We start from the raw sequence: 17218 nt of genomic DNA on the forward strand, positions 1-17218 counted from the left end.
AATATCGGCATTGCGAGCAGCTGTAGGCTGCGTGGCAATCTTATCAAATATCCTGAGATTGCTTCGTCAAAACTTGCAGTTTTTCCTCGCAATGACGGCTCAGGTATTCACGCAAGTATAACATACAAAACCAAATTTTAGGGAATAACAATGGCTTATAGCAAAAAAGTGATAGATCATTATGAAAATCCTCGTAATGTTGGATCGCTTGATAAAGAAAATAAAAATGTTGGTACAGGACTAGTTGGAGCTCCTGCTTGCGGTGACGTTATGAAGTTACAAATCGCAGTTGATGATGACGGGATTATTACAGATGCTAAATTTAAAACATTCGGCTGCGGTTCAGCTATTGCTTCAAGTTCTTTAGTAACGGAGTGGGTTAAAGGAAGATCGGTAGAAGATGCCGAGACTATTAAAAATACCGAAATAGCAAAAGAATTGTCACTTCCACCGGTCAAATTACATTGCTCACTACTTGCTGAAGATGCAATAAAAGCAGCTATAGCCGATTACAAACAGAAAAAAGAAAGCAAAAAAGACTCTTAAAATATGAAAAATGTTATTTCATTAACCGATTCTGCTGCAAAACAAGTAAAATTGCTAATAGAAAAACGCGCCAAGCCTACCTTTGGTATTAGGGTAGGGGTTAAGTCAGGCGGTTGTGCCGGTCAGACTTATTACGTGGAATATGCCGATAGTAAAAATCAATTCGATGAAGTAGTTGAAGAAAAGGGCGTACGGATACTAATCGACCCAAAGGCATTAATGTATATTCTAGGTTCTGAAATGGACTATGTAGAGACTAAATTCAAATCCCAATTCACTTTCACCAATCCTAATGAAAAAGCTAATTGCGGCTGCGGCAAATCTTTTAGCGTGTAACACTTTAGAATCAATAAAGGTTTTAAAATATGTTTAACTGGGTTTATAATAAAAGATTCTCTTATCCTTCACCTAATATTGAAAGCTTACGAAAAGCACTAGAGGAAAGAATTGATTTCTTTTCTCCGCTTAATACAGAAGAAAAGGAAAGCAGGGCTGAAATTAGACTTATGAGAGATGCTGATATCGAAAATGATAAAAAGTCTATTCTAGAAGCAATAGTAAAAAAGGACAAATTATTTTAGAACCCTATACGGAAATACCTTTAAAAGAAAGTTGGCTATTTAATCACAAAAAGGTTTTAACGCAATTAAATAACGGTATTAAAGATTCTGCTAAAGGGCAAGTTAAATTTATAGAAGATTCCAGTAAATATTTAGATGATGACTTTGAAAATTCTTTTTACTTATAGAATTTTTTGGTATTATGGACCAAACAAAGATAATATCACACTATTCTAGCAATTACAGCACATCCATAAAAAGTCAATTGCAGTTGACTATTACACCAATAGATTTATTTTAAGAAACATCATGCAAATCACCGGAAAATGAAATCCCCCAGCCTACTGCGATATGCTTAGGATCACATATATTAGTATATTTAACTAAATCCTGAACAGGAGTATCATAATTTTGTGAAATTTTTGATAAAGCATCTCCTGATTTCACTGTATAAACTTTAGCGGTGCGATTTGGCATATTAACTCCTAAGATTATTTTTGATAGCTTAAAAAGCTATCAATCTTTTGTTTAGAAATCAAGAGTAAAATAATTATAGTAGTTTTCACTATTGCTAAAAATCATTATTTCAGCTATGTTAAAGCTGTTTCTTTAAATTAGATTAATATGTCACAAAAATTAGGTTTCTGGGCGGTTTTTGCCTTAGTAACCGGCAGTCAAATCGGTACTAGCGTTTTTATATTGCCGTTAAGTTTAGCACCGTTCGGTATATACAGCATTTGGGGCTGGGTACTTTCATTATTCGGTGCTATGAGTATAGCACTTGTATTTTCTACCCTTTGTGCAAAATTTCCTAAAACAGGAGGTCCGCACGTTTATGTACGGGAAAATTTCGGGGATAAAATAGCTTTTTTCACCGGTTGGACTTACTGGGTTATATCCTTTGTCAGTACAAGTATAGTAGTCATTTCGGCAATAGGTTATCTAACGCCTTTTTTTAAATCACAAGCGATTTTAGACTTAATATTACAGATCATATTATTAGGTGCTATTATGGTTTTAAATTTAAAAGGTCCTGAAGTAGCAGGAAAAGCAGAGTTTTATTTAACTCTCTTAAAATTTGTTCCATTGCTTATAGTAGGTTTATGTGCTTTATCACATTTTAATATAGATAATATAACTATTGCCGAGGAAGTAGAGCATTTAAGCATTCCGAGCATTATGGGAAGAGTTGTACTTCTTACTTTTTGGGGATTTATCGGCATAGAATGCGCAACTACCACGGCAGGTGCGGTAAAAGATCCGGCAAAAACCATTCCACGAGCCATAATAGTTGGAACTTTTTGCGTAGCAGTGTTATATATTATTAATAGCATAGGTATAATGGGATTAATCCCTGCTTCTGAACTTGTCAGTGCTAAAGCTCCTTATGCCGATGCCGCTTCATTATTATTCGGGGGTAAATGGTCAAGCGTAATTACGGTTATAGCCTCGATTATATGTATAGGTACGCTCAATGCTTGGGTGCTAACTAGCGGACAGATAGCTCTTGGACTTGCAGAAGACGGTTTATTACCGAAATTTTTTGCTAAGAAAAATAGCAATAATGCTCCAACTCACGGAATTATTGTAAGCTGCCTTGGCATTGTGCCGTTATTAGTCTTTACGGTAAATGATAATTTTGCCAAACAGATTACACAAATAATAGATTTCTCGGCAATCACATTCTTATTCGTCTATTTAATTTGTAGCTTAGCTTTTTTAAAGGTGATTTTTAGCTCAAAAGAAAATTTTTCTTATTATTATTTACTTATAGCTATAATATCGATTATCTTTTGTGCATGGGTTATCTATGAAACACCTGTTAAAACTCTGATTATAGCTAGTTCTTTTACTATCTTTGGTATTCCTTTGTATTATGGATGGTATAAATGTCATTCCCGTCTATGAGCGTTGCCTAGCTGGATGCTGAGCTGTCATTGCGAGCGACTACAAGCAGCATGGCAATCCAGAAAAAATAATAAAAAAATTCTGTAAATCAGAATTTTTTAACTGGATTGCTTCGTCAATTACTTAAGTAATTTCCTTGCAATGACGGCTCAGCCAGCGGGCAAGGACATAAGAGATATAAACATGAAAAAAATCCGCATTAATCTGCTTAGAAATTTATTCACAGAATATGATATAGACGGTTATATAATTCCGTCTAACGATAAATATATGAGTGAATATGTTCCAAGCTATGCAAAGAGACTTGAATATATAACAGGTTTTACTGGTTCAAACGGTATAGCTATTATATATAAAGATACAGCATTATTCTTTACCGATGGACGTTATTTAGAGCAAGCAAATAAAGAGCTGGATTTAGAGCTTTTTAAGCTTTTTGACTTAAAAGATATATCTAAGTTTGGTAAAGATGCAAAAATAGGATATGATTCTGAATTATTTACTTATCCCACTATATCAAATTTAAAGTTTAATTTTCAGAAGATTAATGGAAATTTAGTTGATAAGATTTGGCCAAATCAGCCACTAGAGCCAAACTCTAAAGTTTATTTGCATGATATTAGGTTGGCGGGCGTTAGTCATACTGATAAAATAAGTAAATGTCGTGAAATTTTTTTGGATTCCCGCTTTTGCAGGAATGACATAGAGGAAAGCGGGAATGACACCGAGCAATCTGCCTTAGTCATTCTCGATAGCTCCTCCATATGTTGGTTACTAAATTTGCGTGCCAGTGACGTTGCTTATACGCCTTTAATGTTTGCAAAAGTTATACTCACTTCTACACAATTATATTTGTTTATAAATCCTACAAGAATCGATGCCGAAATTATTAATGCTCGTCCTGAAATAACGATTTTACCGGAAGAAGAATTTGAAAATATTTTAAGAGATAGCGAGAATACACATCTTTCCAAACCAGCTTATAGAATTTTTATTGATGATACTATAGCATCTGTTCATATAATGGACTTAGTAGCTGATAAAAAAGTACAAAAAATTACCGATCCATGCTTAATGCTTAAAGCTTGTAAGAACGATGTAGAAATTAAGCATACAATCGATTTGCATATTAAAGATGCAGTAGCTTTATGTGAATTTTTTGCTGATTTTTCTCAATGTCATCCCCGTGAAAACGGGGATCCAGAAAAACATAATAACGAATTGACCGAGTATTCCCTCGGTTTAAAGCTTACAGAGCAACGAGCTAAACAAGAGGGATATGTTTCGGATAGTTTTCCTGCTATTTGCGGATTTCAGGAAAATAGTGCTATTATTCATTATAGAGCTGACCAAAAAACTGCTAAAAAAATTGAAGGGCAGGGGATATTACTGATAGATTCCGGCGGTCAGTATCAAGGTGCTACTACCGATATAACTAGAACAATAGTAATAGGTACACCGACAGATGAGCAGAAAAAGCGTTATACGCAAGTACTTAAAGGACATATTGCTTTAGCTAAAGCCAAATTCCCAAAAAATATCATCGCAGGAGCTAATCTTGATATACTCGCTCGGCAATATTTATGGCAAGAAATGCTAGATTATCCACACGGTACAGGGCATGGGGTAGGGAGCTTCTTAAGTGTTCACGAAGGACCGCAAAGCATAAATCTTCGTAATAAAACAATACTTAAAGCAGGTATGATCTTATCTAATGAACCGGGGTTTTATGTTCCTGGAAAATATGGTATTAGGATTGAGAATTTGATGTATGTAAAAGACAATAATGGATGGCTTGAGTTTGAGACCTTAAGCCTAGTGCCTTATTCTAGTAAATTGACTGATATGAAACTACTTAATATTGATGAAATAAACTATATCAAGGAATATTATAACAAAATTAGAGCTAAAATTTATGATTTATTATCCACGCAAGCGAGGAATTGGCTTAATAATGAAATAAATTTATATTGTAATTGACGTTTCCGTCATTTATTGGTATAAAGTCTATACATTTCTAATTTTCTACTTCTAAATATTGGGACGTCGCCAAGTGGTAAGGCAACGGTTTTTGGTATCGTCATCCGGAGGTTCGAATCCTCCCGTCCCAGCCGTTCGTCAATTTTCAATATTTTTACAATTAGATATTTCAAAATTGTTCTATAATCTATATTATGGAAAATAAGTGATAGTGGTGGTGCATTCGATTGGATTTGAACCAACGACCTTTGCCTTCGGAGGGCAACGCTCTATCCAGCTGAGCTACGAATGCAAATAACTAATAAGAGCGCTCCAAAATAAATTTAATAATCGAAAATAAATAGTCTTTATAAATATTCTGAACCGGAATTTTATTTAATAACTTACTTGCTGCATTTTCTAAGTTACTCAAATAATTAACTGTTTCATTGTAAATTTCATGCTTTACCATTAAGTCATGTATTTTTACAAAGTCATCTTTAGTACGCTTATCACATTTAATTATATTTTCAAGCCAAAGCTGCTTATCTTGCGCTAACTTATTATATAAAAAAATCAGCGGTAACGTAACTTTTCCTTCTAAGAAATCATCGCCAATATTTTTGCCTACCTGTTTATCATTACCCAAATAATCAAGCAAGTCATCTATAACCTGAAATATCGTACCGAGTAATTTCCCAAAGTCCTGCATATCTTTAGAAATATGGTCTACCTGCTCTGCTATAATAGCTCCAACTGCACAAGCAGTTCCAAATAGTTCGGCGGTTTTAGATTTAACTATTTGCTGATATTCGTCTATAGTTATAATACGTCGTTCATTTAACTTCACTAGCTGTACTACCTCCCCTTCGGAAATAATTGCTGAAGCTTTAGCTAGAACATTCATAGCTTTAATAGAGCCGGAAGCTACCATTAACTTAAAAGACTGACTAAAGAGGAAATCACCCACTAAAATACTTGTTTTACTGCCCCAAATAACGTTAGCCGTAGGTTTGAATCTTCTTAAAGTACTGTCGTCTACCACATCATCATGAAGCAATGTGGCGGTGTGAATGAATTCAACGGCACTTGCGAGCTTTATATGATTATCACCTTTATAATCAAACATTTTAGCAGTTATTATAGTTAAAAGCGGACGAATTCTTTTACCTCCTGCTTCTAGTAAATATTTACCGACCTTTTCTATTAACTCTTCATCACTTTTTAAACAGCTAATGATTAAATTGTTTAACTTAGTTACTTCATCTTTTAAATCTTGCTGTATTTCTACTATAATATTCATGGTTGGTATTTTTATAGGTTGTTCTGTCATTGCAAGAAAAAATTGAAAATTTTGACTCAGCAATCTCATGCCAAAACCCTGAGATTGCCACGCTCCTTTCAGTTGCTTGCAATGATGATTAACGAAGTTCATCGAGTATACATTCCTCTAATATTTTTTGATTAACATTAGGAATTAACTCCATAATTTTTTCTTTTACATTTTCACCGGGTTGCACTTTTTTTACTGCTGCTTGATATAAAGATAAATAATATAAAGGTATAAGTTTATTTATATCATCTATATTACCTATTTTAGCTTTGTTTAAATCGGACAAATCAAACACATACTCAATGCTAGCATCAATTAAATTAGATGAATTCGGGTGATCAGAAATAGTTTTTAAAAATGATTTCAAAGCATTCCCGTATACTTCCTTACTCTCTTCCGAAAAATCTTTAAAATCCCCTACTCCGTATATATATGCACTTAAAACATCTATTATTCTAGAGTAATCATTAATTATTATCGTACCTTTACTGTAAGAATCTTTAAGAGCATTTACTATAGTTTCATTTGTTATATTAAATCCCGATGCGTTTGAATAGAAACTTAAAGCATTTATCTGTGCTCTAGTTAATTTGTTTAATTCAGTTACTAAATTAATATTTAAATTAAAATTATATTCCCTATCTTCAAAAATACTAAAATTATATTGTTTATTATTATTTAAAATATAGCTTAGTTCATTATTAAAATCTTTATATAGCTTATTATCAGAAAGTTTAAATAAATAGGTTTGCTTATCGTAATATTTCTTTATAAATTCTAATGAACCTATTATAAAACCAGGTTTTAGCTTAAATTGCGAATCTACCAAAAGATCAATATTATTATTGCCGAAATCGTTTAACTTACCTTTATATAATAAATTAATATTATTTTCAAAGTTATTACTATTGATTTTTGCATTAGTAACTTCAATTGTTAAATCTTTAGCAATATCTTTAAAATGCACACTACTAGTACTAATCAAGAAATTACCGGAAAATTTGAAATTATTATTCCAAGCGGGTCTATATAATAATAAGCCGGCAGGTATTATTCTATCTTCAAGGTTACTTTGTACTATTTCGGTTTCATAATAAATTGCTAATTTTTGCGGTATGTTATCAAGGAAATCCTGTTTACTTGTATAATACTTACTTTTGTCAAATAACATAGTAAGTATAGTATGATCTTCTTCATATAATTTTTGATTATCGACTAAGTCAAAAATTTCTGTTTTACCGGAAGTAAATTTAATATTTTCTATTAAATTTATAACTTCAAATAAATCTTTTTTAAATCGTACTATTTCAAATAATTTAAAATTTAACGGTATTTTTGTTGATAATATACAGTTCTCATTATAAAATCTTACTCCAAAGCCTCTTTGAACCGGCTTAAATTTTCCGAATGCTTCTCCGGAAAAATGTATAAATAATTTCTGCTTAAGTAAATCATAACCGATATTTATCGGTGTGGTAAATTCAGTTACTCTATTAATACTCTCTTCTTGCCAATTAATTACTGAAATACCTAATTTGAAAGGAAAACCATATGGCTGAACTTTAGAAAACTTAATAAGATATTGCTGATTAGGATTATTATCAGCCTCTTCTATATTGAGGTTGGTACCGGCATATTTTTGATTTATAGAGTGTGATAAAGAGCACATAATAGTAAACCACAACCCACTATATGCGAGTATAATAAAGATAGTTATAAATAATATTATTTTAAGAATTTTTTTCATCTTTAAATCGGTATTATAGTGTGATTTTCTGTTGTTGTATGAAGAAGTTTTTTCGTCATTGCAAGAAACAATTGAAAATTTTGACGAAACAATCTCAGGAGTTTGTTATTATTTCATGAGATTGCCACGCAGTCTACGACTGCTTCCAATGACTGGGTGGTATCCACGCAACAATGCCCGCTTACAATGACGTTTACTTACACAGCTCTACATATTCCTTATTCAATTTTATAACGTTCCAAATCCATAAACTCATCATAACTATAAAAGTTACTAATAAATATATTATAATAGAATCAAAGGTAGCAGTCGGAATAATAATAAATATCAAAGACTGTATAAATGCTCCAAGCGATTTACCGAATTTAGTACCTATTACCTCTACGGCAGCTTTTCCCTTAGTTCTAAGCTCTAAAGGTAAAGGAATATACGCCATTTCTTTTGTTGAATCGAATAATGAATATTTGGACGATTTACTCAGTATGTTCTGAATTGCTCCAACAATAATCGCTGCATATAGAAGATTAAAATCACCGAAACATTCTTCTATTTCTTCAATAAAAATTATAAAGATAAAAAACATCAAGCCGGTAATAGACAACATAATAGGAGTTAATAATGCCGAAATGAGCCAACCGAGTCTTCTAAGAATATTACTGCCTATTATCATGAAAGTAACGCATGATATCCCCATCCAAATATTAAACCTGCCCATAAAGTTAACATAGTCTATAGTGTTTGGATGTAATTCTTTTATTTTTGCTTTCCAAGGTCCTTCAACTATATTTATTAATAATCCATAACAGATTATTAATAAGGCAATACGACCTATATATTTTGAGTGCATTACTAATTTGATACTTTCAATTACCGAAAGTTTTGTTTTCATTTTAGCTGTAACTTTTTTTGCATCTAAAACATTTATGGAATCTGTTAAAATAAATCTATTTATTATTCTAAATAGAAGCATAGCAATTATTCCTGCAGTAACAATAATTGACATGATTGGCTGAAGCATTATAGCATTTCCGGCAGATGAATTAAAAGAATCCGGTAATAATTCTGAATCAATGACGTCCTGCCCGCTTGAGAAAAAGACAAGTACGCTGCCTGCTATTATAAGACCGATATTACCGACCATTCCAAGAACAGGATAGAATCTTTTAGCTTTAGAAGTATCAAAAATGTGATTGGCAAACTGCCAAAACATTAAGTTTATGACTACTGCACTCCATAATTCCGCGAAAATATACATCAGTGCATAACTCCATTGACTACCTATTTTAATAAACCATTTAAAATTAGGGTATGAAGCAATTAATTTATTTATCATTTCATCATTAGGATGATAAATATCTTGATTTGGATAAATAATATAGGCAAATAATAAGAAAAATAGTAAAAAACTGCCGACTATAATGTAGAAAATATATTCAAAATTTAAGTTATTACTAAGTTTAACATAAAGTACGGTAAAAATTACGCACGAGGGTAATACTAACCATAATTTTAAGAAGCTAATAATTTCAGCCCCCATAGAGGGTACTACTAAACTATCTTTGATAGATCTTAAAGCCCCAAAATTAAAAAGGATACATAACATCATTAAAGCCATAGGTATAAATAGCTTTAATTCTTTCCTTTCTATAGGCCACATTATTTCTTTAACTTTTTCAAAGAAAATTTTAGGCGGTAACATTTTTATTGTAACCTTACATATTAAAGTTAACTTTTAAATCTCTTAAGTGCTAAAGTCAATTAAAATAATTAATTTATACTACTCCAAGGTGTTATTTCTTTATATCGCCAGTAATATTTTGTGATCTTATCTAATTTATCCTGATTTGTCTTCCATAATTCCTGCTTATCGGTAGTCCATGGCTTAGGTCCTGCATAGTGTAAAATGAAATAAGAAAAATAAGGGCTTTGAATCTCAAAATATGTAAAACAGTTCCATCTCATCGATAAGATTTAATAAATCTTGGTTAGGAAAAGAAAAATCACATTTTGACTTTTGTAAAGTTTTATCTTGCTTTTTTTGCATATTTTTTAAGTTTAAAAATACTACCCCGCTATTTTTATAAGAATGAGCTATATTTCTCTTACATTCTTTTGTCACTTTATGACTAATCTATGGGAGTTATTTGAAAACAGTGAACTTGTAAAAAATACATATGGATTAATGATTATCAGTTAATTAATGTTCAAAATATTTCTGATGAAAAATTAAAAGAAAAAGCTTGGTCTGGAATCTTGCAGTTTTTTTTAAAACATATCCACAAACGAGATGTATTAAAGAGATGGCAAGAAGTAGCTGATCTTGTACCAGAATTTATTAAAGTTAATATCGGTATAGATTATATAGAGCTAATTTTGTCCTCTACACCTTGAATCAGATTAGGGAAAATGATAAAATAGAAATAGAAAAAATGAGGAAACCTTATGAATAGCTTAGCTCATAGCTGGCAACAAGCAGGTATTGAAGAAGGTAGAAAAAAAGAGAAAATTACTATGGCTAAAGAAATGAAAAAAGAAGGGCTTTCTTTAGAAACTATTATGACACAATAACAAAATTAGATAAGAAAGATATTGAGAAATTAAAATAACATGATTACATTAAATGCCGCAAATAAACAGAAGACTCACATTTTTGCATATTAAGCTTATAGGAACTTAGAGCTAAAAGCATATATACTCGATCAACTTCAAAAAGAGCAAGGAGTCTATAAATTCATGTTAAATAACTCTCGTTTATGTATTATTTGGTTGTTTGGGTTTATTAGCGGTTTTAATCTAATGATTACCGGTAATACTTTAAATTATTGGCTTGCTAAAGAAGATATAGCACTGCAAACAATCGGTATATTATCATTCATAACGCTTCCCTACTCTATTAATTTCTTGTTAGCACCGATTTTTGATTCAGTGCAAATTAAATATTTAAACAAAATATTCGGTCATAGATTATCTTGGATTTGCTTAACTAGTAGTGCATTGATATTTCTTATATATATTTTCAGCTTTCTAGATCCTAGTACTAATCTATTATTATTTGCTTTCACGGCTTTAATTATTTCTTTTTTTAGTGCTGCACAAGATACTATATTAAGTGCCTTAAGAACGGAAATAGTACCTAAAGAATCGCTTGGGTTTACTTCAGGAATATACATATTCGGTTATCGGGTCGGTATGCTTTTAGCCGGTTCTGGAGCTATTTATTTATCTATTTATTTAACATTTAATGAAATATATAAAATCTTTGCCGGTTTAGTATTTATTTATTTAATTTTATTGATTGTAGGAATTAAGTATTGTTATTTAAACGAGAACATACATATACAGATAATCAAGAATGATATAAAAAATAATCAAAATAAAAAAAACATAATAAATTTTATATATAATGCGTTAAAACCTATAGGTTCTGTTTATTTCATTATTCTTATATTAATTTTCCTAGTATTATATAGGTTACCGGATAACTTAATTAATGTTATGATTAATCCGTTTTTGCTTCATCTTGAGTATGATGCTTTTGAAATAGCAAGCGTTGGAAAGTTTTGTGGAGTTGTAGGAGCTATAATCGGTGGACTTGTCGGCGGGGTTATTATGAAACATAAAAATATATTAAATAGTATATTTTTATTTGGTATTATTCATGCTTTAGGACATATTTTATTTATTTTTCTTGAAATAAACGGTAAAGATTCTTTATTATTATTTATTACGATAGGAATAGCAAGTATTACCGGCGGTATGACAATGACTGCTTATATCGCTTTTATTTCTGCACTCTGTCAAGGTAAATTTCGAGCTACTCAATATTCTTTTCTTTCATCGATGATGGGGATTTCGCGCTCAATTTTTCCTATAATTTCAGGCTATATAGTAGTACATTTCGGTTGGCAAAATTTCTTTTTATTTACTACTATTATAACTATTCCGTCTTTATTAATATTATTAAAAATAAAAACTAAATTACAATAATGAATGATATATATTAAGTATAATATTTTTAATACCGTATTTTGCTATTTCTTCCATTATACCAAGTATTTTTATATTAAATCAAAGTGCAAAATATCGTAGCTTCAAAAAAGCTCTACCTAGTGTAATTGTTACTTCGATATGTTATAATATACTTATACATATAATCGTTTTCAATCATGATTTCTTCTTTATTTTTATGATTTGGTATATAGCAATACCTTTTTTCATAATTGGATTTATTTTTCTAATCTGTATGGAATATAATACTTGGAATCAATCATATTTTAATTTAACAATAGAACCTTAGCCTATTTCTATGTGGAAACAAAGTTTAGTTTCTATATTGTGATATCAATATTATCTATATTAAACCCATATATAATGAGTATATTAAATATTGGTTTTTACAAATATCAATGAAATGACATTAAAATTATTTACATGTTTATTTGTATATAGTTTTTATCGTTGGCAATAATTGGTTATAATATTAGAAAATTAAATAAAAATGCTATAATATTAAAAATAATTAATAAAATGGGAGCAGTAACAATTTGGAGCATAGCTCTAGTATATAAAATGGCTATTTAAATGAATAATGATATATTAAGTGCTTTTTTACATGGCATCGTTTTAGCTCTCAGTTTAATAGTGCCGCTCGGAGTACAGAATATTTTTATATTCAATCAAGGAGCAACACAGCCAAAGTTTAGCAAGACTTTACCTAGCATAATTGCAGCCTCAATATGTGATACTATGCTTATATGTATGGCAGTTCTTGGGATATCTTTGTTAATTCTTGAAATTTCTTGGTTAAAATTATCTATATTTATTGTTGGATTTATTTTCTTAATTTATATGGGATATAATACTTGGAATCAGCCGCCTATTGATCTTACAATGAATTCCAGGGCTTTTTCAGCTCAAAAACAAATTTTATTTGCTATATCGGTGTCAATATTAAATCCGCATGCAATTATGGATACGATTATAGTAATAGGTATTAGTGCTTTAAAGTATAGCGGTATTGCAAAAATTATATTTACCTTAACTTGCATACTTATATCTTGGATATGGTTTTTTTCTTTAGCAGTTGCAGGTTATAATATTAGAAAGCTAAATAAAAGTAGTACGATTTTAACTATAATTAATAAAATAGCTGCTATTATTATTTGGGCAGTTGCTTTTTATATTGGAGTACAAATATTGTATGAAATCGGTTTTATTAACTAGACATATTGAAGAAAATAATGAAACTATAAAGGAAATAAGTAAATATAATTTAGATTTACGTGATATTCATTGTCCTTTAATTAAATATAAAACCTTAGATTTTAATATCGATATTTTAGATAATTACTCAAATATAATAATAACTAGTAAATATGCAGCAAGTATCTTAACCGGTCATAACTTAAAACAAGATATTTGGGTAGTAGGTAGTAAGTCAAAACGATTATTAGGCAAGAAAGTAATGTATACTGCTAAAAACGTGGAAGATTTGATTAAGCATTTTCCTCCTGATTTATATGAGCAGACTATATATTTATCTTCAAATGAAATTACTCAAGATTTACCTAGCAAAATAGCTAGACATATCATTTATAATGTAGAATATTTGAATGAGCTGCCCGTATCTATTATAAAAGAATTTACAAATAATATTGATTTTATATTACTTTATTCTCAAAATAGTGCTAGGACTTTAGTAAAATTATTACTGCAAAATAATTTACTAGAGTACTTACAAGATAGTTTAGTTGTAGCCATAAGTTTGAAAGTTGCAAATATAGTTAGACCTTTTATAAAAAATGTGGTTTATTGTGATGATCAAAACCTTAACGATATAATCAAGTTATTATCTGAAAATGCACAAATTCGATAGTTTATTTAAAAGCAAAAACATCTTTTTTATAGCAATAGTAATATTTGTCTTATCTTCTTTTACTCTTTATCATAATAGATCCGATATTTTAAAACTTTTTAAAAGTAAAAATAAGGATTTAAGCCAAATTCCTGATCAAGCAGTAGAAAATAAAGAAAATACTACCCTGGAAGAAAAGGAAGCAGCTCCTCTATTATCTACCAAGTCGCTTTTAAATTACATAAGTTCTTTAAAGTTTCCTGAAGCACCGACTAATTTAGTAGAACCAAAATTAGACACTGTAGTCAATTCAACTTCATTCGGATACAAGGAACAAGGAGCGAAGAAGCCTATAACTAATAGGAGAGCGACGAGTGATGAGGTAGGCGTATGGGTATCACTTAACTATATTAATTACTTATTAAATGTAAATCTATTAGTATATAATTTCATGCAAGATAAGGATTATAGTAAAGAACTAAGAATAGTAAAATCCCGCCTGCTGCCTCAAGATATAAGGAATATTTTAAATAACTTAGAAACATATAATAATTATCTTTTTTCTAAATCAAGTAGTACGGAAGTAATTTTTCCTACCAACCATAAGTGGCTGGAGAAGTTTATCAAAATTGAAAAAAAACCTTCTGCTATGATGATAACAGAACAAGATAAACCTCTAATTTTAGAGAACTTAAACTATCTAATCGATTGTCTTTATTCAGAAAAATTTATGCAGGAGTTTGTAAATCAAGATGTTTAGGTTATTATTAATATGTGCTACTTTTTTACTGCTTTATTTCGGGTTTACTTTTATAGAGAGGTTTGATTCAAAAGTTTTTATTAGTTTATATGATTATAATATAGAGACTACCTTGTTCTTTAGTCTTATTTTAGGCCTTTTATTACTAATTTCTTGTTTTATTGTCATTAGATTTCTAATATTAATTATCGATTTACCATCTAAAATACATAATATTTTTAGTAAACGAAAAATTAATCATGATAGATATGCTTTAATTTTAGCTTTTGCCGAATATATTATGAATAATAAAGCTAAATCTGCTTCTATTGCTCGCAAAAATTTATCTTCTGAAGATCTAAAAGATTCACAAGAATTCCATAATTTAATCTTAGCCGTAACTGAAGAGGATGTAGATAGAAAAATTTCCTATTTTCAAAAACTTATTACATCTAAAGAATTTGTTTTTTACGGTAGCAAAAATCTAGCAAAACTTTATTATGATAAATCTTTTTATGAGCAAGCAGAAAATTACGCAACAAAGGCTTATAATTTCAATGAACTTGATATTGACAATTTAATTACTTTAATGCGTTGTTATGCTAGACTTTCTCTATGGACAAAATTTATTTTTATAACGAATAAGCTCGCAAAATTTCATAAACATGAGTCTATGCCGGAAATTGCTGAGTATTATTTATTAGCAGCGAAACAAGAAGTAGAAAGTAATAATACGGCTAATGCTATAGATTATTTGGCAACGGCTGTAGATTTAAATTGTTATAACGACGAATTACTAGAATTTTACTTTAATTTAAATAATAAGCTTAATGCTAATAAAAAGATCAAAATATTAAAAGATGCTTTTCGTATTATCCCTTCTTTAAAATTAGTGCAGCTATTTAAAAAATTTACTTCTCTATCAGATAGGCAAATTTATGAAGAATTAACTCAAGAGTTAGATGCTAAAAAAGATGAAATATTAATTTTAGCAATAGAAGCTTATTTAGAATTGTAGACGTTGTGATATGGATTCTTTTTATGTTATTCCCACGAGGTATTGTTGCGTGGATACCGAGTCGTCATTGCAAGCAGCCGTAGGCTGCGTGGTGATAAAAAAATTCTGTAAATCAGAATTTTTACTGGATTGCTACGCAATTTCCTTGCCATGACGACTTGGGTACCTGCAACAACGCCTGCTCACAATGACGGATAAGCCGAACCACACAACAAAAACTAATATAAAAATAATTTCTTTGGGTGTTTACTAATTGCTTCATGTACATTATTATTATGGTGATGATAATTAGATTGAATTGTTATTAAATAAGCATTTATTGCTTTAGAAAATTCTTCAGTTTTATAACGAAAGAAATGGTCAGCTCCATTGATAATTTTATAATCAACTTTAATATGGGATTGTTGCTTAGATAATCTATTTGCTAGGTCTTTTACATCATCTGCCGATACTATACTATCATTATCTCCCTGTAATATAAACCCTGGAATAGGACAAGGTGAGAGGAATGAGAAGTCATATTTATGAATTGTATTAACTGGCGGTGAAATAGCAATAAAATGATTTATTTCCGGACGTCGCATTACAAGTTGCATAGCTATCCATGCTCCGAAAGAAAATCCTAATATCAGATTAGACTGAGCATTTGGGTTATTCTGCTGTAACCAGTCGAGAGCTGCCCCCGCATCAACCACTTCACCGACTCCGTTATCAAATTTACCTTGTGATCCCCCTACTCCTCTAAAATTAATACGTAAGACGGTATAACCGTTATCTGCTAAAATCTTATAGGCATTATAAACTACTTTATTATTCATATTACCCTCATATAAAGGATGAGGATGAAGAACTAATGCAATAGGGGCGTTAGGCGCGGTAGCTTTTGCATATCTTCCTTCAATTCGTCCTTCCGGACCGTTAAAATAAATTTGTGGCATAATTATTCATAATATTTAATTTGTTCGATATGATATTTTACCACTTTTTCTTATTAGTGCAACTATTCTGAATTAAAATATGAGTGTATTGACGCATGCCGCCATATATACTAAAATGTAGTCAAATCAGTTGGATGTAATTACAAAGAGCGAGAAGCGCAGCCTATAGATAATCGGAGAGCGACGCGAGACGATGTAAGTGAATTCAAATCATTTGACTATAGCGGATAATGATAACTAAATGGAGCTATATTATGAATACAGTAGATATTAGATTACGCGTTTCAGCAGATATAAAACTTGAAGCAGCAGAAATATTTAAGCAAATGGGGATGACTATGTCAGAAGCCATGAGGATATTTTTCTAACTCAATGTATAAATAGCGGCGGTTTGCCTTTCAAACCACATATTAAGATTCCTAATGAAAAGACTATAAAAACTTTTGAGAATACAGATAAGCAAATTGGTTTAACTATTGCAAATAATACAAAAGAAATATTTAATAAGTTAGGCACCTAATTTGTATCATCATTACAAACGACTAAAAACCTTGTTGTACGACTTCTATGTCATTCCCGCAAAAGTGGGAGTCTAGAAAGGATCACCTTAATACTA

At 30.5% G+C, this 17218-nt stretch carries 19 protein-coding genes, 2 tRNA genes and 3 pseudogenes; 17 read left to right on the plus strand and 7 right to left on the minus strand.

The window, feature by feature from the left end; translation table 11 throughout:
• The first annotated feature begins 150 nt into the window (after positions 1-150).
• The 3 genes from iscU to RAF_RS03750 are packed head-to-tail and all read left to right on the plus strand — an operon-like array spanning position 151 to position 1127.
• A complete protein-coding gene (gene iscU, locus RAF_RS03740) occupies positions 151-546 on the plus strand; it encodes a Fe-S cluster assembly scaffold IscU (protein WP_010977348.1) in 396 nt (131 codons plus the stop codon).
• A gap of 3 nt (positions 547-549) precedes the next feature.
• Entirely contained in the window at positions 550-882 is a 333-nt protein-coding gene (locus RAF_RS03745) for an iron-sulfur cluster assembly accessory protein (RefSeq protein WP_004998325.1), read from the plus strand.
• Positions 883-911: 29 nt separating this feature from the next.
• Positions 912-1127 carry a hypothetical protein gene (locus RAF_RS03750; RefSeq protein WP_041471879.1) on the plus strand — a complete coding sequence of 72 codons (216 nt, stop codon included), beginning with the start codon at positions 912-914 and terminating at the stop codon, positions 1125-1127.
• 276 nt (positions 1128-1403) lie between these two features.
• Here the strand turns inward: RAF_RS03750 and RAF_RS03755 are convergent, their stop codons facing one another.
• Positions 1404-1583 (minus strand): LysM peptidoglycan-binding domain-containing protein, encoded by a 180-nt coding sequence (locus RAF_RS03755; protein ID WP_012719769.1) that lies wholly within the window; start codon positions 1581-1583, stop codon positions 1404-1406.
• Between the two features lie 147 nt (positions 1584-1730).
• Here RAF_RS03755 and RAF_RS03760 point away from each other — a divergent pair, with 147 nt between their 5' ends.
• The 4 genes and pseudogenes from RAF_RS03760 (at position 1731) to RAF_RS03770 (ending at position 5125) form a co-directional block, all read left to right on the plus strand.
• Entirely contained in the window at positions 1731-3014 is a 1284-nt protein-coding gene (locus RAF_RS03760; protein WP_012719770.1) for an APC family permease, read from the plus strand.
• Between the two features lie 15 nt (positions 3015-3029).
• A pseudogene (locus RAF_RS08705) lies at positions 3030-3142 on the plus strand (lytic transglycosylase domain-containing protein); the annotation flags it as partial.
• Positions 3143-3155: 13 nt separating this feature from the next.
• A complete protein-coding gene (locus tag RAF_RS03765) occupies positions 3156-4994 on the plus strand; it encodes an aminopeptidase P family protein (protein ID WP_012719771.1) in 1839 nt (612 codons plus the stop codon).
• 59 nt (positions 4995-5053) lie between these two features.
• Positions 5054-5125: transfer RNA gene (locus tag RAF_RS03770), tRNA-Gln, on the plus strand.
• Between the two features lie 84 nt (positions 5126-5209).
• Here RAF_RS03770 and RAF_RS03775 read toward each other — a convergent pair.
• From RAF_RS03775 to RAF_RS10600, 5 genes and pseudogenes are all read right to left on the minus strand, one after another.
• Positions 5210-5286, minus strand: a tRNA-Arg gene (locus tag RAF_RS03775).
• A 6-nt stretch (positions 5287-5292) separates the two neighbouring features.
• Complete coding sequence (locus tag RAF_RS03780; RefSeq protein ID WP_041472024.1) at positions 5293-6276, minus strand: polyprenyl synthetase family protein; 984 nt, start codon at positions 6274-6276, stop codon at positions 5293-5295.
• A 118-nt stretch (positions 6277-6394) separates the two neighbouring features.
• Positions 6395-8053 carry a hypothetical protein gene (locus tag RAF_RS03785; RefSeq protein WP_012719773.1) on the minus strand — a complete coding sequence of 553 codons (1659 nt, stop codon included), beginning with the start codon at positions 8051-8053 and terminating at the stop codon, positions 6395-6397.
• Between the two features lie 193 nt (positions 8054-8246).
• Positions 8247-9752, minus strand: coding sequence for a nucleotide exchange transporter Tlc3 (gene tlc3, locus RAF_RS03790; RefSeq protein ID WP_012719774.1), 1506 nt, complete (start codon positions 9750-9752; stop codon positions 8247-8249).
• Positions 9753-9820: 68 nt separating this feature from the next.
• A pseudogene (locus RAF_RS10600) lies at positions 9821-10178 on the minus strand (glycosyltransferase family 8 protein); the annotation flags it as partial.
• Positions 10179-10264: 86 nt separating this feature from the next.
• Between RAF_RS10600 and RAF_RS08715 the strand changes: the two are divergent.
• From RAF_RS08715 to RAF_RS03835, 8 genes and pseudogenes are all read left to right on the plus strand, one after another.
• Entirely contained in the window at positions 10265-10444 is a 180-nt protein-coding gene (locus RAF_RS08715) for a hypothetical protein (RefSeq protein WP_234943938.1), read from the plus strand.
• Positions 10441-10659, plus strand: a pseudogene (locus tag RAF_RS08720) (transposase). Before RAF_RS08715 ends, RAF_RS08720 begins: the two are co-directional and overlap by 4 nt.
• A gap of 127 nt (positions 10660-10786) precedes the next feature.
• A complete protein-coding gene (locus RAF_RS03810; RefSeq protein WP_012719776.1) occupies positions 10787-12040 on the plus strand; it encodes an AmpG family muropeptide MFS transporter in 1254 nt (417 codons plus the stop codon).
• A 471-nt stretch (positions 12041-12511) separates the two neighbouring features.
• Complete coding sequence (locus RAF_RS03815) at positions 12512-12634, plus strand: hypothetical protein (RefSeq protein WP_012150903.1); 123 nt, start codon at positions 12512-12514, stop codon at positions 12632-12634.
• Positions 12635-13276, plus strand: a complete 642-nt coding sequence (locus RAF_RS03820; RefSeq protein WP_012719777.1) for a LysE/ArgO family amino acid transporter — start codon at positions 12635-12637, stop codon at positions 13274-13276.
• Positions 13254-13928 (plus strand): uroporphyrinogen-III synthase, encoded by a 675-nt coding sequence (locus RAF_RS03825; RefSeq protein ID WP_041471881.1) that lies wholly within the window; start codon positions 13254-13256, stop codon positions 13926-13928. Before RAF_RS03820 ends, RAF_RS03825 begins: the two co-directional genes overlap by 23 nt.
• Complete coding sequence (locus RAF_RS03830) at positions 13912-14667, plus strand: palindromic element RPE2 domain-containing protein (protein ID WP_012719779.1); 756 nt, start codon at positions 13912-13914, stop codon at positions 14665-14667. Before RAF_RS03825 ends, RAF_RS03830 begins: the two co-directional genes overlap by 17 nt.
• Complete coding sequence (locus tag RAF_RS03835) at positions 14660-15664, plus strand: tetratricopeptide repeat protein (RefSeq protein ID WP_012719780.1); 1005 nt, start codon at positions 14660-14662, stop codon at positions 15662-15664. The genes RAF_RS03830 and RAF_RS03835 overlap by 8 nt, the downstream gene beginning before the upstream one ends.
• A gap of 218 nt (positions 15665-15882) precedes the next feature.
• Here the strand turns inward: RAF_RS03835 and RAF_RS03840 are convergent, their stop codons facing one another.
• On the minus strand, positions 15883-16602 hold the full coding sequence (locus tag RAF_RS03840; RefSeq protein WP_012719781.1) for an alpha/beta hydrolase: 720 nt from the start codon (positions 16600-16602) through the stop codon (positions 15883-15885).
• Positions 16603-16856: 254 nt separating this feature from the next.
• Between RAF_RS03840 and RAF_RS10395 the strand changes: the two genes are divergently transcribed.
• Together RAF_RS10395 and RAF_RS09360 are read left to right on the plus strand one after the other, a co-directional pair.
• Positions 16857-16970, plus strand: a complete 114-nt coding sequence (locus tag RAF_RS10395; protein ID WP_014273549.1) for a type II toxin-antitoxin system RelB/DinJ family antitoxin — start codon at positions 16857-16859, stop codon at positions 16968-16970.
• Positions 16971-16993: 23 nt separating this feature from the next.
• The gene (locus RAF_RS09360; RefSeq protein WP_012262417.1) at positions 16994-17122 is read left to right on the plus strand and encodes a hypothetical protein; all 129 of its coding nucleotides are present in this window, start codon (positions 16994-16996) and stop codon (positions 17120-17122) included.
• Positions 17123-17218 lie beyond the last annotated feature (96 nt).

Origin of the sequence: Rickettsia africae ESF-5 (genome assembly GCF_000023005.1) — a bacterium.
GTDB lineage: Bacteria > Pseudomonadota > Alphaproteobacteria > Rickettsiales > Rickettsiaceae > Rickettsia > Rickettsia rickettsii.

Coding starts and splice junctions, on each gene's coding strand:
- tlc3 (WP_012719774.1), bottom strand. CDS start 9,752: ATGTTACCGCCTAAAATTTTCTTTGAAAAAGTTAAAGAAATAATGTGG.
- RAF_RS03780 (WP_041472024.1), bottom strand. CDS start 6,276: ATGAATATTATAGTAGAAATACAGCAAGATTTAAAAGATGAAGTAACT.
- RAF_RS03765 (WP_012719771.1), top strand. CDS start 3,156: ATGACGGCTCAGCCAGCGGGCAAGGACATAAGAGATATAAACATGAAA.
- RAF_RS03840 (WP_012719781.1), bottom strand. CDS start 16,602: ATGCCACAAATTTATTTTAACGGTCCGGAAGGACGAATTGAAGGAAGA.
- RAF_RS03745 (WP_004998325.1), top strand. CDS start 550: ATGAAAAATGTTATTTCATTAACCGATTCTGCTGCAAAACAAGTAAAA.
- RAF_RS03830 (WP_012719779.1), top strand. CDS start 13,912: ATGCACAAATTCGATAGTTTATTTAAAAGCAAAAACATCTTTTTTATA.
- RAF_RS03750 (WP_041471879.1), top strand. CDS start 912: ATGTTTAACTGGGTTTATAATAAAAGATTCTCTTATCCTTCACCTAAT.
- RAF_RS03820 (WP_012719777.1), top strand. CDS start 12,635: ATGAATAATGATATATTAAGTGCTTTTTTACATGGCATCGTTTTAGCT.
- RAF_RS03810 (WP_012719776.1), top strand. CDS start 10,787: ATGTTAAATAACTCTCGTTTATGTATTATTTGGTTGTTTGGGTTTATT.
- RAF_RS03755 (WP_012719769.1), bottom strand. CDS start 1,583: ATGCCAAATCGCACCGCTAAAGTTTATACAGTGAAATCAGGAGATGCT.
- RAF_RS03825 (WP_041471881.1), top strand. CDS start 13,254: ATGAAATCGGTTTTATTAACTAGACATATTGAAGAAAATAATGAAACT.
- RAF_RS03835 (WP_012719780.1), top strand. CDS start 14,660: ATGTTTAGGTTATTATTAATATGTGCTACTTTTTTACTGCTTTATTTC.
- RAF_RS03760 (WP_012719770.1), top strand. CDS start 1,731: ATGTCACAAAAATTAGGTTTCTGGGCGGTTTTTGCCTTAGTAACCGGC.
- RAF_RS10395 (WP_014273549.1), top strand. CDS start 16,857: ATGAATACAGTAGATATTAGATTACGCGTTTCAGCAGATATAAAACTT.
- RAF_RS03785 (WP_012719773.1), bottom strand. CDS start 8,053: ATGAAAAAAATTCTTAAAATAATATTATTTATAACTATCTTTATTATA.
- iscU (WP_010977348.1), top strand. CDS start 151: ATGGCTTATAGCAAAAAAGTGATAGATCATTATGAAAATCCTCGTAAT.